Origin of the sequence: Leclercia sp. UBA5958 (assembly GCF_002430365.1) — a bacterium.
GTDB lineage: Bacteria > Pseudomonadota > Gammaproteobacteria > Enterobacterales > Enterobacteriaceae > Enterobacter > Enterobacter pneumoniae.
Window position 1 is genome coordinate 308,537 of record NZ_DJCE01000007.1, and the last position, 15,237, is coordinate 323,773.

Here is a 15,237-nt window from a genome sequence, read left to right on the forward strand (position 1 = left end):
CAGGCCGCCTAACCCGCCGAAGGGATGCGTAAGGCATCAATAATAACTTTCAGTGCCGGCGACATCTGTCGCCGGCTGGGATAATAAAGATGATAGCCCTTGAAAACAGGGCTCCAGTCCTCAAGCACTCTCTCCCACTTCCCCTGCTTTATCCCGGGTTCAGCCAGATTATCCGGAACATATGCCAGTCCATATCCAGCTTCAACGGACGTGAGCATCGGATAAACACTGCTGTATATCAGCTGACCCTGAACTTTCATGTTCAGTTTCTCATCCCCTTTTTCAAACTCCCATGCGTACAGCTGTCCGGCACCGGAGTGTCTGACATTGATGCAGTTATGACCAGCCAGTTCTGAAGGGTGTGAAGGTTTACCGGCCCTGGCAAGGTAGTCCGGAGATCCAATTACGGCAGGCCGCCAGTCAGCCCCAATCCTGACAGCTATCATATCCTTGACCACATCATCGCCTAACCGAACTCCCGCATCAAAGCGCCCCTCAACAATATCGATAAAGCCGTTTTGCTGAGACAGTTCGACCTGAATATCAGGATAATGTTTAAGGATTGGGGCCAGAGCCGGCCAGATGTACTCATGCAGCATGTGATCTGAAACCGTGAGCCTTACCGTTCCCGCAGGTGTGTCGCGAAAACGAAGCAGGTCAGAGATATCTGTTTCTATGGCGTTGAGGCGCGGTTCAAGCGCGGCCATTAGTTTTTCACCGATATCGGTGGGTGCCACTTTACGTGTTGTACGCATCAGTAACCGCATTCCGAGTCTTTCTTCAAGACGTCGTATAATGTGAGACAAAGTGGACTGAGAAATATTCAGCCGGGCAGCAGCTCTGGTAAAACTCCGTTCCTGCGCGACAGCAAGGAACGCAAGATAATCATTAAAATCTTCGCGCATGAACGTTTTCCGTGTAATGAACAAACCTGTTAGCTGTAGCTTTTCCTAAATAATATTACAGTCATCCTCTTTGAAAGTCCGTATTCGCTCGAAGCGGTCATCAATAAATACCGCCGCAGCCGCGCTTAAACTGATTTCTTTACCAGTAATATGAATATTTCAACCTGGCTTTTTCTCAACTCAATGCGTCGTATCTTCCTTCACTCTGAATAATGAAATTCAATGCGTATTCCGCTCGGGTCGTAGCACATCATGTGCATAGACGGCCCTTCTCTGATTAATGCCGGTTCAAATTCAATCTCAATATTGTTCGCCTTGAGCACCTCAAGGATCTCAAACAGCGCCGCTTTAGTTTTAACCCGTAGCGCCAGGTGGTGGAGACCGACATTCTTTTTACGGTCAAAGTTAACGGGCTCTTCGGTCTGCGTTTTCCAGAGCGTAATCATTATTGCTCCGTCCCTGACAAAGATGGCCGGATAATCCTCGCGCCTTTTTACCTCTTCCCAGCCCAGCAGTTTAGTGAAGAACCCGGCGCTCTCTTCAAGCTTTGATACCGCCAGACCAATGTGATGTACACCTGTAGTCAATGACATATGAAATAATCCTTTATGGAACGATGCTGACCCGCTTCTGAATCGCGGTACGTTAAAGCGTTGGTAAGATGCAGCCTGGTCACGTCGGCACAAATGCCTGTACCGACGCCTTTCGTCTGAGGCTGTACTTTTCCCTCCGCCGGTTATTCGCGCCGGTGAGGGGCGTGAAGATTACTGAACGAGATGCCTGTCGAGGAAGTCGCGAATGTCAGCCCCTATCTCATTCGCATGGGTCTCAAGCGCGAAGTGGCCGGTATCATAGAAATTTATCTGCGCGTTCGGGATATCACGCTTCCAGGCTTCGGCACCTGCGGCCATAAAGAACGGATCATGTTTACCCCATACCGCCAGCAGCGGGGGCTGGTAGTCCCTGAAATACTGCTGAAACTGCGGATACATCCGTACATTCGAAGCGTAATCCAGTAATAAATCGAGCTGGATCTCCGCATTGCCCGGCCGTAATACCTGCATTCCTTCCAGCGAGTAGCCATCCGGAGAGACCAGACTCGGATCGCTTACCCCTTCCAGATACTGCCATTTGATTGAGGCGGGCGTCGGAAATTCACGCAGCGCGCTGCGGTTCTCGGGAGTCGGGTCGCGCCAGTATCGTTGAATAGGTGCCCAGGCCTCGCCCAGCCCCTCTTCGTAAGCGTTGCCATTCTGGGAAATGATGGCGGTAACCCGCTGTGGATGCGCGAGGGCAAGACGCCACCCGACGGGGGCGCCATAGTCGTGAACCATCAGAGCATAGGCGTCGATGCCGAGCGCTTCAGTGAACTGGTCAATGGTTTCAGCCAGCTGGTCAAAGGTATACGCGTAGTCGCCGCGCGCTGGCGCCTCGGTAAAACCAAAGGCCGGTAAATCTGGGGCTATCAGACGGTAACGATCGGCCAGTTGGGCAATAAGGTCGCGGAACATAAATGATGAGCCTGCAAAACCGTGCAGCAGCAGCAGAACAGGCGACGCCGGATCGCCTGCCTCACGGTAAAACACGTTAACCTTACCCGCCTGTTGATAGCGGTAATGAACCTGCGCGGTAGATGCGTTATCGGCGGATGAAGATCCTGAATATGGAGACGTCATAGTAAACCCCTTGTAACCGTTAAAGTGCTTAATTGAAGGTTACACATATTTTTGGTAACCTGTCAAAATTATTTAATGGGTTACAGGTGCCTATGAACATCGAAAAGCTTTCTTCTCCGCCGCTCTTCCTGGCTGATAACCTCGCGCTGGATTTCATCAACAGTGAATATGGGATGGGTGACGAGCGACACGATTGCTTTGAGGATGCGCTCAGCGTTATTGACTGGCTGGAGAGGGTGGGCCTGGTGCCTGAAGGGACGGAGGCTCCGCCTGAATTATTGACGGAGGCTCGCCAGCTCCGTGAAGCTGCCAGAGCCGTCGTGCATGCCGCGATGCAGTCCCGTGAGGCAGAGCTGACGGTCATCAACCGGATTCTTGAAAAAGGGCGGCCTGAGGTCAGGCTAAAATGGGCGCAGGATACACAGCGCTATCGTGTCGATGTACATTGCGGCGTTGAGAGTCCTGCCAGCCTGCTCTGGCCCATCGCCGACGCCCTGGTAAAACTCGTCACAGATGAAAAATTCGAATATGTACGCCAGTGTGAGGCGCATAACTGTGTTTTACTTTTTCACGATTTGAGTAAATCGCACCGCCGTCGCTGGTGCAGTATGGCCACCTGCGGTAATCGCATGAAAGTGGCCGCGTTTCGAAACAGGAAAAGTTCATAGTCGTTCAGGCCGCACCTGTAAAAGTGCGGCGTGAACTAACAGTTAAAAACATACGGTGCCCGGCGCTCCGGGCGGCAAAGCTTTTCGCGTATTGATTGGGTATGAAGTGAACTGGATTATCTTTAATGGACGATGGTATCTGATATCCCCGATGCCATTAAATGGTGAGTTCAGGCTGACCATACCTGGCGAGCGGACCAGTATCATTCTCGACAGAGTACAAATGCGTCGGGCGGTTAAAGAGAGCCTGGGTCTGCCAGGCATATCTCGCACTCAATCCAACAAACTGCGTTGATCGGCGCGCAGCACTATCCCCGCATTTTTACGTTTATTGCCATCTGACCCAGCCTCAAATTTCTTCCTCCACGCCCGATTTATTTCTGAATCCGTATCTGTTCAAGCGAACCCCCGTTACAACGTGAGTATAAAATAACTTCTTATTCAACTGGTTACGTGGGTTCCCCTTCGTGATTTATCCCTTCTGAAAAAAGAAATAACAACAAATGCTTGACCAGGTAGAACGATCGTTCTACCTTTAAGGCATGAACAAGAAGCCAACTGATACACGAGAAAAAATCCTCACGACCGCTGAGCAACTTATCTATCAGAACGGGGTCCACGCCATGGGCATGGACCTTCTGGTGAAGACCTCGGGCGTCGCCAGGAAAAGTATTTATCGCCATTTCGCGAACAAGGAGGACGTGGCATCAGCCGCGTTAAACGAGCGTGACGAACGGTGGATGCAGTGGTTCAGAACCGAGTCTGATAAAGGCGAAACGCCCAGGGACCGCATTCTGAATATGTTCACCGTTCTGAAAAGCTGGTTTGAGTCCGAGGGGTTCCGGGGATGTGCCTTTATCAACACGGCCGGAGAAGTGGGGGACCCGGAGGATCCCGTCCGCCAGATAGCGAAAATGCATAAGCAAAAATTGCTGGATTACGCGCTCGAACTCAGCGAGCAGTTGAACCCTGAGCACGCTGTTGCGCTGGCCAGACAACTGCTGCTTCTGATCGAGGGGGCTATCACCATGACCTACGTAATGGGTGACCGGAACGCCGCTGACGACGCACGGGAAATGGCAAAAGTTTTACTGGAACGGCTCTCAGCCGGGGCCTGAGCAACGAATCTTTTATTACCTTTAAATCAAGTTAACAGGAATATTACCATGACCGATACACAAGTCCGTCCGCCGCTTCCGCCATTTACGCTGGAAACCGCCATTGAGAAAGTCCGTCTGGCTGAAGATGGCTGGAACACGCGCGATGCGGCCAAAGTCGCGCTGGCTTACTCGCTGGATACCAAATGGCGTAACCGTGCCGAATTCGCCAATAACCGCGAAGAGGCGGAAGGTTTCCTCGCCCGTAAGTGGAAAAAAGAGCTCGAATACCGCCTGATTAAAGAGCTGTGGGCGTTTGGCGGGAACCGTATTGCCGTGCGTTATGCTTACGAATGGCGTGATGACTCAGGCAACTGGTTCCGCTCCTATGGCAACGAGAACTGGGAGTTCGAGGCTGATGGCCTGATGAAACGTCGCTTCGCATGTATCAATGACATGCCTATCAAAGAGAGCGAGCGTAAGTTCTTCTGGCCGCTGGGCCGTCGCCCTGACGATCACCCGAGCCTCTCTGACCTCGGCCTGTAAGTCAGTCAGATATTGCGCGTGAGATAAAGCAGGGCTGTCTCAGTTCATTTTCGGGGAGCCTCGCTTTTCGCGCGTCACCAATCTGACATTCTGCGAGCCTGGGCCAGCATAAGCGCCCAGATCCCAAAGGCTTCATTGTTATTATTCCGCATCTCTGCAACTATGACCCGCACATAGCCTACCCGGCAAAACGACCCACCGAACAACACCGCCGAATCTGGGCTATGACATACGCGATAAGCCATAACAGCAATATGCTGACGAACGGAGTGAGCGCTGAGGACCGCAATATGACCAACTTTTACCCTTTTTCTGCCAGTACACTGCGTGGCGAGCCCATCCCGATGGCCGACTATGCTGGCAAAGTGATTCTGGTAGTGAATACCGCCAGCCATTGTGGTTTCACGCCTCAGTATGCCGGCCTTGAAGCGCTCTACCAAAAGTATGCGGCCCAGGGGCTGGTGGTGCTTGGTTTTCCCTGCAACCAGTTTGGCAAGCAGGAGCCCGGCGGAGCCGATGATATTGAGCAGACCTGTCACATCAACTACGGTGTGAGCTTTCCAATGTTCGAGAAAGTGGAAGTTAACGGCGCCGCCGCGCACCCGCTGTTTCGCTACCTGAAAGAGGCGTTGCCCGGCGTGCTGGGCGGGCGGATAAAGTGGAACTTTACCAAGTTCCTGATTGGTCGGGACGGCAAACCCCTCAAGCGTTATGCCCCGTTCACCAAACCGGAAAACATAGAGGCCGACATTATCGCTGCGCTCGAGCGTTAATCGTATCAGCCCGGGCTATTGCGGTTCTGAAAGATAAGCGCCACCTGAAGGCGAAGGGCTCAGTCGATGAGCGTGACTAGCGCGTGATTGAAGCGGCGCCAGAACAGAGTAAAAGCATGGTTTTCCTGGAATCCCCCCAGCGGCTGGCACAGCGTAAGTTGCAGACTATGGTCGGTAATGGCGCTGACGCGGGTGGTTTCAAAACCCATATACGCCTTCACTCTGGGAAAGAGTGCCTTAAACAGGCTCTCCTTGGCGCTAAAGGCCAGCGTTAAGGCGAGAGGAAAGGGCAAACCGCTGTTGAGCAGCAGGCTACTTTCCACGTCGTTAACAATGCCCTCTTTAATGTCGAAAGCCTCTTTTTCGTCGAGGATCGCTTCATAATCAATCCCCACTAACGAATTTTCGCTGACGATAGCCATCGCGATATGGCCGCTGTGGCTGATGCTGCCATTCAGGCCCGTCGGCCAGAGCGGTTCGCCGTTTTCACCTACGCCCGGCACGGTCGATACCCCCCGCGATGAGAGAGCCGAGACCGCGGCGATCCGCCCGGCAAGGTGCTCTGTTTTGCGCTTGCGCCCGGCGTTAGCCAGCTGCGTATGATGGGGGAGCCAGAGGAGATCGTCCTCCGTAAAGGTGGCGGGATCGAAGGTCACAGTGTGGACGGTGGTGCCGGCGAGCTGAAAAGTGGATGTGGTGTAATACATGGCGTCCGGGATCTCGCACGGGTTTAAAACCCATGTTATCGCACGGGAGGCGATAAAACGGCAACCCATCCAGGTTGCCGTTATCAGGTTGACTTAGAAGTGCGTATTCACGCTCATGTACCAGGTGCGTCCCGGTTCGTTAAACGTATAAGCCCCTGCGCCGTACATATAGGCGCCGGTCTGGTCATTACCCGTGGTTTGCGCATTACCTGCACGCCACACGCGTTTATCAAACAGGTTATCCACGCCGCCGGTCAAACTCACGTTTTTGGTGACATCCCAGGTCGCGCTCAGGCCAACAATGCTATATGGGCTCACTTCGTCTTTCTCAGAGCCGGTTGCCGGTTCGCCTTTGTAGTTGTATTTCTTCGGCTGCTGCTTGCCGTACCAGGTGAAGGTCGACTGCAGCGACACATCCTGATGTACCTGCCAGCTCAGGGTCGAGTTCAGCGTGTACTCAGGGATGATCGACAGTCGGTCACCGGTCTCTTTGTTTTTACTTTGCAGCATATAGGTGAGGTTATTGGACCAGTTTACCGTATCGCTAACCGGGATATTGAGCGAACCTTCCAGACCTTCTACCACGGCTTTCGGGACGTTCTCCCACTGATAGATATCGGTAGAGACCTTGCTGGTTGAGGTATGACCGATTGGCGCGTAACCCGCTTCGATCTTGTCGCGATAGTCGTTACGGAACCAGGTCACGCCGGCCAGCCAGCCATCGTGTTTCCACTCCAGCCCAATCTCTTTGTTAATGCTGGTTTCGGCCTTCAGGTCGTCATTGCCCATCATGTAGCAGCCCACGCCGTCGGAGCTTGCGTAGCAACCCTGGCCTTTACTGTACAGCAGGTAGTTCGGGTTGGTCTGATACAGGCTCGGGGCTTTATAGGCACGGGCAATACCCATTTTCAGGGTAAAGTCATCCCCCAGACCTTGCGACAGGTTCAGGGAGGGGCTCCAGTTGTTACCCACAATGGTGTGGTGATCGAAACGCAGCGCCGGGGTCAGCATGGTGCTGTCGGTCAGCTCCATGTTGTTCTCTGCAAAGACAGAGAAGATTTCGGCCTGCGAATACGGGCTGCGATCGTCGCTCATGCCCGGGATCGCGCCGCCTTGCAGGGGTTGCGTGTTCGAGGTGGAGTCCTTCATCCGCTGCTGGTTCCACTCGGTGCCCAGAGTCAGGTTCTGATTGACCAGGAAATCGATCGGAATATTCACTTCGCTGTGCAGCATGACGTCTGCCAGGTCAGTATCGGTGAACTGATTGCTGTTAAACAACCCTTCCAGGCCGCCTGCCAGCCCTTCGCCCAGACGGGAGTTACGGGTGTGCTCGTATTGCGCCCAGTTGCTGGTGGTAACGCCGTTATCCCAGCCACCGTTCCAGGTGACGGCAAAGTTCTGGCGATAAATACGGTTCGTCTCTTTACCGTAATTTTTCTTAACCAGACCCTCTTTCGCATTGTCGTTATTGGTGTTTTGCGTATCACCGGCGTAGAGGTTGTTCTGACGGCTGTAGCCCGCTTCGAACTCCAGCGACTGCATTGGCGCGAAGTCCCAGCGAACCACGCCGTTAATGTCTTTGTTCTCGACCCCTTCACGGCCTGCTGGCAGGGTGTCGGCGTAGGCGCCGGTACGTTCAGACTGATGACCGTCGTTGATGTCCCACGCATCGGCCTGGGTTTTATCCAGATTGCCATACATGCGGAAGCTGAAATCGCCCCCCAGCGGCCCGCTCAGGCTGAAGTTGGTGCGTTTGGTTGAACCCTCTTCTTTGTGCTCTGGCGCGTTGAGATAGGTGTTCCAGGAGCCGTGCCACTGGTCGTCGAATTTTTTGGTGATAATGTTCACCACGCCGCCCGCCGCGCCGTTGCCGTAACGCGCAGCCGCAGGACCACGAATAACTTCAATGCTCTCAATCATCTCTGGCGGTACCCAGCCGGTATCACCACGCGTATCACGCTCGCCGCGCCAGCCCAGACGGATAGAGTTGCGGCTGGTCACCGGTTTGCCATCAATCAGAATCAGGGTGTTCTCTGGCCCCATACCACGAATATCGATCTGGCGATTGTTACCGCGCTGGCCGCTGGTGGAGTTACCGGTCAGGTTGACGCCAGGCATGGTGCGGATGATCTCTGCCACATCGCGTGCAGGAGGATTTTTGCGGATCTGATCGGCGGTAATCTTCGACACCCCCGGTGCCTGCAGGTTCTGCTCGGCGGCGGTGATAACCATGGTGTCTTCATGCGCGGGCGTCTCAGCGGCCATAGCGGGCAGGGCCGTGCCGAAAATCCCCAGGTTGACCAGTACGGCCAGTGAGTGAATCTTGTTGTTCATTGTGTGTCCTGCTTTTCGTTGCCGCGTTCCCCTGGCTCCGTTCCCGAAAGGGCAGGGAGGCGGCAGGATGTCGCCCGCAAGGCTGTGTAAACTGCTCGTTCCTGATCAGTACACAACGCCAGGCATGGTTAATAAATGGTCACGCTTCCCACAGCGCGACCATACGCTATTGCAAATGCAAATAGTTATCAATAATATTATCGATATAAATTATCGTTGATCAAAAACAGGCCTGTAAACATGGGGTTAATTCAGTGACAACGCTGGAGACAGGAAGCGACGCCTGGTGGCGGGCGGTAAATGGCCCGCAGAAGGTGCAGGAAGGGGATCACTATCGGGTCACGTTTTACTGGCGCGATCCGGCCGGCACCGAGCAGACGTCGCGGTTAAAGCGAGTCTGGCTCTATATCACCGGCGTCACCGACCATCACCACAATGCCCGCCCACAATCTCTGACGCGCCTGCCTGGCACCGATGTCTGGCAGTGGCAGGGCACCTTCAGCCCGCACTGGCGCGGCAGCTATTGCTTTATCCCCTCCGTGAATGACAACGATTTTGCCGATACCGTGTTTGCCGCCGATCCGCCGGATCGTATGGCCCTGCGTGAAGGGTGGCGTAAGCTGCTACCGCAGGCCATTGCCGATCCGCTCAACGCCTGGAGCTGGCGCGGTGGACGTGGGCATCCCGTCTCGGCGCTGGAGATGCCCGGTGCGCCGGTGCAGCCGGGCTGGGAGATGACGACGTGTAGCCATGCGCAACCACGCTGCATCACCTGGCAAAGCGACAGGCTGGGCAATAGCCGTCGGGTCTGGATATTCACCACCGGCGATGACGCCCCCGCAGAACGCCCTCTGGCAGTGCTGCTGGACGGGCAGTTCTGGGCCGAGAGTATGCCCGTCTGGTCGCCGCTCACGGCCCTGACTCAGGCGGGAAAACTGCCGCCGGCGGTTTATCTGTTAATCGATGTGATCGATACCGCCCATCGCAGCCGCGAGCTGCCCTGCAACCCCGATTTCTGGCTGGCAGTGCAGGACGAATTACTGCCGCAAGTGCAGGACATCGCCCCCTTCAGCGACCGGGCCGACCGCACGGTGGTGGCCGGGCAGAGTTTTGGCGGCCTCTCCGCGCTCTATGCCGGACTTAACTGGCCTGAACGCTTTGGCTGCGTGCTCAGCCAGTCGGGGTCGTTCTGGTGGCCCCATCGCGGCGCTCAGCAGGACGGGCAATTGATTACCCAACTAAAAAACCATGAAATCACGCCGCAGGGATTGCGCATCGTCATTGAAGCGGGGATCCGCGAGCCGCTGATCCTGCGTGCCGGACAGGCACTTTATGCCGAGCTACAACGCACGCAGTTGCCGGTTTTCTGGCGTCAGGTTGACGGCGGACATGATGCACTTTGCTGGCGCGGAGGGCTGACGCAGGGGCTGATAACGCTCTGGCAGCCGCTTATTCAATAACGGAGTCTGGTATGGAATTTACTAATCCCTTCGACAATCCGCAGGGTCAGTTCATCCTTTTGCAAAACGCACAGCAGCAGTTCAGCCTCTGGCCGCAGCAGTGCGCGTTGCCTGCGGGGTGGCAGGTGGTGAGCGAGCCGCAATCCAGCGAGGCCTGTCAGCAGTGGCTGGCGGCAAACTGGCGCACCCTGACCCCCGCCCATTTCGCTGAGGAGCAGGCATGAGCACGCGTCTTCCCCTTGTCGCGGCTCAGCCGGGTATCTGGATGGCAGAGCAGCTCTCTCCCTTGCCCAATGCCTGGAGCGTGGCGCACTACGTAGAACTTGAGGGTGAAATCAGCGCGCCGCTGCTGGCAAAAGCCATCGTCGCGGGCATGATGCAGGCCGATACCCTGCGCACCCGTTTTGCGGAGGATAACGGCGAGGTGTGGCAGTGGGTGGATGAGACCCTGCCGCTAGCTGAACCCCCTATTGTTGACTGCCGCAATGAAGCCGATCCGCATGCCGCCGCCATGGCGCAGATGCAGGCAGATTTACACCAAAACCTGCGAGTGGATAGCGGCCAGCCGTTGGCCTGCCATCAGCTGATTCAGGTAGAGGACAACCGCTGGTACTGGTATCAGCGCTATCACCATCTGGTGGTGGATGGCTTTAGCTTCCCGGCCATTACCCGGCAAATCGTCGCCATTTATCGTGCCTGGTCGAGGGGAGACGAGACCCCCGCATCGCCCTTTACCCCTTTTGCGGAGGTGGTGGAGGAGTATCAACGCTATCGGGAGAGCGATGCGTACGCCCGCGATGGTGCTTTCTGGGCTGAGCAGCGTAAACAGCTACCGCCGCCGGTGTCGCTTTCCGCTACGCCGCTGCCAGGCCGGGCCGCGACCACCGATATTCTGCGCATGAAGCTAAGCGCTGATGCCCGCGCCTTCAGTAAGTTGGCAAACGCCGGGCAGGTGCAGCGTACCGATCTTGCGCTGGCGCTGGTGGCCTTATGGCTGGGACGTCTGACCGGACGGATGGAGTATGCCGCCGGGTTTATTTTTATGCGTCGTATGGGCTCAGCGGCACTTACCGCCACCGGCCCGGTGCTGAACGTGCTGCCGCTGGCGGTCACCCTTCAGCCTGCGGAGACGCTGCCCGCACTGGCGCAGCGCTTAGCCGGACAGCTGAAAAAAATGCGTCGTCATCAGCGTTACGATGCTGAGCAGATCGTTCGTGACAGCGGGCGTACCGCCAGTGACGAAGCGCTCTTCGGTCCGGTCTTCAACGTTAAAGTCTTTGACTATCAGCTCGACCTGAACGGCGTAACGGCCACGACTCACACCCTGGCGACGGGCCCGGTAAACGATCTGGAGATGGCGCTGTTTCCGGATGAGCAGGGCGGATTGACCATTGAGATCCTCGCTAACCAGCAGCGTTACGACGAAGCGACGCTGAGCCGGCACGTAGAGCGTCTGCATGCCCTGCTGGCTCAGTTCGCTGAAAACCCGGCGCTGACCTGTGGCGCGGTAGAGACCGTTTCGCCCGCTGAGTATCAGCAGCTGGCGCAGATCAACGATACCGCGGTGGCGCTACCCGCCACCACCCTGAGCACGCTGGTGGCAGAGCAGGCTGCCCGCACGCCCGATGCCCCGGCGCTCGCCGATGCGCAGCACGAACTAAGCTACCGTCAGATGCGCGAGCAGGTGGTTGCCCTTGCCACGCTGTTGCGCGAACGGGGCGTACAGCCAGGCGACAGCGTCGCGGTGGCGTTACCTCGCTCGGTATTCCTGACCCTGGCGTTACATGCCATCGTGGAGGCGGGGGCCGCCTGGCTACCGCTGGATACTGGTTATCCGGACGATCGCCTGCACATGATGCTCGAGGACGCGCAGCCTTCGTTGCTGATCACGACCGACGACCAGCGCGCGCGCTTCAGCCAGCTGGCGATACCGACTTTTAGTTACAACACACTATTACCTGCCGCGGGCAGCGAACCGTTGAACCTGTGCGCGCCGCAGCAAACTGCCTACATCATCTTCACCTCGGGCTCAACAGGACGGCCGAAAGGGGTGATGGTGGGTCAGACCGCCATCGTTAACCGCCTGTTATGGATGCAGGATCACTACCCGCTGACTGCTACAGACGTCGTCGCGCAGAAAACCCCGTGCAGCTTTGATGTGTCGGTATGGGAGTTCTGGTGGCCATTTATCGCCGGGGCGAAGCTGGTGATGGCCGAGCCGGAGGCCCATCGCGATCCGCTGGCTATGCAGCAGTTCTTTGCCCGGTACGGCATCACGACGACCCATTTCGTGCCTTCCATGCTGGCCGCCTTTGTGGCGACCCTGACCCCGGAAAACGTGGCTTGTACCCGCAGCCTGAAGCAGGTGTTCTGTAGCGGTGAAGCGCTGCCGACCGAGCTTTGCCGTGAGTGGGAGCAGCTTACGCGCGTGCCGCTGCATAATCTGTATGGCCCGACCGAGGCGGCGGTAGATGTCAGCTGGTATCCGGCGTTTGGGCCGGAACTGGAAGCCGTGCAGGGCAACAGCGTGCCGATTGGTTTCCCGACGTGGAACACCGGCCTGCGTATTCTGGATGCCATGATGCGTCCGGTGCCGTTTGGCGTCGCGGGCGATCTCTATCTCACCGGTATCCAGCTGGCTCAGGGCTATCTGGGCCGTCCGGATCTGACGGCCAGCCGCTTTATTGCCGATCCCTTTGCCCCCGGCGAACGGATGTATCGCACCGGCGACGTGGCGCGCTGGCTGGATAACGGCGCGGTGGAGTATTTAGGGCGCAGTGACGATCAGCTTAAAATACGCGGTCAACGCATTGAGCTGGGTGAAATTGACCGGGCGATGCTGAGCCTGCCGGACGTGGCGCAGGCCGTGGCCCATGCCTGCGTCTTCAACCAGGCGGTGGCGACGGGCGGAGATGCGCGTCAGCTGGTGGGATATGTCGTATCTGAGTCCGGCCTGCCGCTGGATCGCGACGCGCTACGCGAGAGGCTGAAAGCGCAGTTACCCGCCCACATGGTGCCGGTGGTACTGCTGCAAATCAGTGAGTTGCCGCTGTCTGCCAATGGCAAGCTTGACCGCAAGGCGCTGCCGTTGCCTGCCGTGTCCAACAAAACCAGCGGTCGCGCACCGGGATCCGACACTGAAATCGCTGTTGCTCAGGCCTTCTCAACGCTGTTGGGTTGCGAAGTGAATGACATTGAGGCCGATTTCTTTGCCCTGGGTGGCCACTCGCTACTGGCGATGCGTCTGGCGGCACAGCTTAGCAATACGTTTGCCCGCAAGGTAACCCCAGGACAGGTGATGGTAGCCTCAACGGTGGGGGCGCTCAGCACGCTGCTGGCGTCGTGGAACGATGATGAAGCGCAACGTATGGGGTACGAAACCCTGCTGCCTCTGCGTAAAAGCGAGGGGCCTACGCTGTTCTGCTTCCATCCGGCTTCGGGTTTTGCCTGGCAGTTCAGCGTGCTGGCGCGCTATCTGAGCCCGCGTTGGTCGATAATGGGGATCCAGTCGCCGCGGCCCGAGGGACCGATGCAGCAGGGTGACAATCTGGATGCGGTGATCGACCATCATCTGGCGACACTACAAGCCCAACAACCGCACGGGCCCTACTATTTGTTCGGTTACTCACTCGGCGGTACGCTGGCGCAAGGTATCGCCGCACGTCTGCGTCAGCAGGGCGAAGAGGTCGCTTTCCTCGGATTGCTGGATACCTGGCCGCCAGAGACGCAAAACTGGGCAGAAAAAGAGGCAAACGGACTTGATCCCGAAGTGCTGGCCGAGATTGCCCGCGAGCGCGACGCCTTTATCGCCGCCCAGCAGGGGCAGGCGCCTGGCAAACTGTTTGAAGCGATAGAGGGCAACTACGCTGATGCCGTGCGCCTGCTAACTACCGCTCACAGCGCGAAGTTTGACGGCAAAGCGACGCTGTTTGTCGCCGAGCGCACGCGCACGCAGGATCCGCATCAGGCATGGGCACCCTGGGTGGGAGAACTGGAGGTATACCGTCAGGATTGCGCTCACGTCGATATTATTTCGCCGCAAGCGTTTGAGACCATTGGACCGGTATTACAGAGAATTCTGGGATAATGACTCCCTTTAGCATGACTATCCCGGCCTGTGCCGGGATTTTTTTTCAGCTGGGTGGGAGGATATTAGAAGCGGTAGCCGACAGTGAGGTTAAAGCCATTAACGGAGTAAGATTCGTAATATTTTGCTGTGGTACCTTCGTAGCCGATGCCGATAGAAAAATCATCCGTTGGGTTAAATTGTACGCCAGCGCCCCAGGCGAACTGGGTTGAATTTTCTGAGGTTTTATCCCGCTCTGAATAGCCCCAGTCATAATCCCATCGGGTTTCTCCATCCCATTTGATATAAGAAACGCCACCCAGCGCATAAACAGATACGTAATCGTTAATACGATAGACTGGCCCAGCCAGCAGCGAATAATATTTGATATCGTCTTTATATGACCATGTCTCGCCAGCTTCGTACTCGCTATCACTGTTGTCCCCGGTCAGATAGGTGAAAGAGCCCATCACGCTAAAAGGGGAGTCCCATTCATAGCGATACTGAACGTTCACGCCACGGATATCACCCAGATTTTCAAAGTCACTTTGTGCATAACCAATCGAGACAGTATGGTTATTTGCCAGCGCAGTGCCGCTCATCAGGGTACTTGCTACCAGCAGCGCCAAAGACAATTTTTTCATTGATTAACATCCTTATTTTTACTGTGAAACACGCCCGTGAATGCGGCGTAGTAATATGAAGTTTACCTTTTCGAGGCAGAAAACTTTGCCTGAAGGGCGACGCTATTTTGAAGGGGTAAAGCCCATAATTGTATTTATTTCAGTAAATTAGATGCTAAATTCAGAATCTATTTAGCCTGATGCTGTAATGGGTGTTATTGCCAGTTGATGTGATAAACGAAGGCGAGGGCTGCTTTGAATAGGTGGGCGGGCTTTGAGTGTGATGATGATATTTTGTCTTTCGAGGCGGGAAGGTAACAGCGGGGCAGCAGGTCGCTGCCGCTGAAGGAGAGGGCAATGTTACGCTCTGCTGGTTAAAAAT

At 56.0% G+C, this 15,237-nt stretch carries 13 protein-coding genes; 7 read left to right on the forward strand and 6 right to left on the reverse strand.

Going from position 1 to position 15,237, the window contains the following annotated elements; translation table 11 throughout:
* Positions 1 to 8: 8 nt before the first annotated feature.
* From B2Q93_RS10905 to B2Q93_RS10915, 3 genes are all read right to left on the reverse strand, one after another.
* On the reverse strand, positions 9 to 905 hold the full coding sequence (locus B2Q93_RS10905) for a LysR family transcriptional regulator (protein ID WP_286932942.1): 897 nt from the start codon (positions 903 to 905) through the stop codon (positions 9 to 11).
* Between the two features lie 200 nt (positions 906 to 1,105).
* The gene (locus B2Q93_RS10910; protein WP_286932946.1) at positions 1,106 to 1,498 is read right to left on the reverse strand and encodes a VOC family protein; all 393 of its coding nucleotides are present in this window, start codon (positions 1,496 to 1,498) and stop codon (positions 1,106 to 1,108) included.
* Between the two features lie 171 nt (positions 1,499 to 1,669).
* A complete protein-coding gene (locus B2Q93_RS10915) occupies positions 1,670 to 2,581 on the reverse strand; it encodes an alpha/beta fold hydrolase (RefSeq protein ID WP_286777641.1) in 912 nt (303 codons plus the stop codon).
* A 92-nt stretch (positions 2,582 to 2,673) separates the two neighbouring features.
* Here B2Q93_RS10915 and B2Q93_RS10920 point away from each other — a divergent pair, with 92 nt between their 5' ends.
* From B2Q93_RS10920 to B2Q93_RS10935, 4 genes are all read left to right on the forward strand, one after another.
* Complete coding sequence (locus tag B2Q93_RS10920; protein WP_286932950.1) at positions 2,674 to 3,249, forward strand: CGNR zinc finger domain-containing protein; 576 nt, start codon at positions 2,674 to 2,676, stop codon at positions 3,247 to 3,249.
* A 542-nt stretch (positions 3,250 to 3,791) separates the two neighbouring features.
* Positions 3,792 to 4,367 carry a TetR/AcrR family transcriptional regulator gene (locus B2Q93_RS10925; protein WP_286932953.1) on the forward strand — a complete coding sequence of 192 codons (576 nt, stop codon included), beginning with the start codon at positions 3,792 to 3,794 and terminating at the stop codon, positions 4,365 to 4,367.
* A gap of 48 nt (positions 4,368 to 4,415) precedes the next feature.
* Positions 4,416 to 4,892 carry a DUF1348 family protein gene (locus B2Q93_RS10930; RefSeq protein ID WP_207293182.1) on the forward strand — a complete coding sequence of 159 codons (477 nt, stop codon included), beginning with the start codon at positions 4,416 to 4,418 and terminating at the stop codon, positions 4,890 to 4,892.
* A gap of 290 nt (positions 4,893 to 5,182) precedes the next feature.
* Positions 5,183 to 5,665, forward strand: coding sequence for a glutathione peroxidase (locus tag B2Q93_RS10935; RefSeq protein WP_207293183.1), 483 nt, complete (start codon positions 5,183 to 5,185; stop codon positions 5,663 to 5,665).
* 59 nt (positions 5,666 to 5,724) lie between these two features.
* Here B2Q93_RS10935 and entD read toward each other — a convergent pair whose 3' ends face one another.
* Together entD and B2Q93_RS10945 are read right to left on the reverse strand one after the other, a co-directional pair.
* A complete protein-coding gene (gene entD / locus B2Q93_RS10940) occupies positions 5,725 to 6,372 on the reverse strand; it encodes an enterobactin synthase subunit EntD (protein WP_212476911.1) in 648 nt (215 codons plus the stop codon).
* 93 nt (positions 6,373 to 6,465) lie between these two features.
* Positions 6,466 to 8,706 (reverse strand): TonB-dependent siderophore receptor, encoded by a 2,241-nt coding sequence (locus B2Q93_RS10945; RefSeq protein ID WP_046884337.1) that lies wholly within the window; start codon positions 8,704 to 8,706, stop codon positions 6,466 to 6,468.
* Positions 8,707 to 8,960: 254 nt separating this feature from the next.
* Here B2Q93_RS10945 and fes point away from each other — a divergent pair, with 254 nt between their 5' ends.
* The 3 genes from fes to entF are packed head-to-tail and all read left to right on the forward strand — an operon-like array spanning position 8,961 to position 14,253.
* Complete coding sequence (gene fes / locus B2Q93_RS10950) at positions 8,961 to 10,166, forward strand: enterochelin esterase (RefSeq protein WP_286932959.1); 1,206 nt, start codon at positions 8,961 to 8,963, stop codon at positions 10,164 to 10,166.
* Positions 10,167 to 10,177: 11 nt separating this feature from the next.
* Positions 10,178 to 10,390 (forward strand): MbtH family protein, encoded by a 213-nt coding sequence (locus tag B2Q93_RS10955; RefSeq protein ID WP_040076627.1) that lies wholly within the window; start codon positions 10,178 to 10,180, stop codon positions 10,388 to 10,390.
* The gene (gene entF / locus B2Q93_RS10960; RefSeq protein WP_286932963.1) at positions 10,387 to 14,253 is read left to right on the forward strand and encodes an enterobactin non-ribosomal peptide synthetase EntF; all 3,867 of its coding nucleotides are present in this window, start codon (positions 10,387 to 10,389) and stop codon (positions 14,251 to 14,253) included. The genes B2Q93_RS10955 and entF overlap by 4 nt, the downstream gene beginning before the upstream one ends.
* 65 nt (positions 14,254 to 14,318) lie before the next feature.
* Here entF and B2Q93_RS10965 read toward each other — a convergent pair whose 3' ends face one another.
* Positions 14,319 to 14,876, reverse strand: coding sequence for an Ail/Lom family outer membrane beta-barrel protein (locus B2Q93_RS10965; protein ID WP_207293186.1), 558 nt, complete (start codon positions 14,874 to 14,876; stop codon positions 14,319 to 14,321).
* Positions 14,877 to 15,237 lie beyond the last annotated feature (361 nt).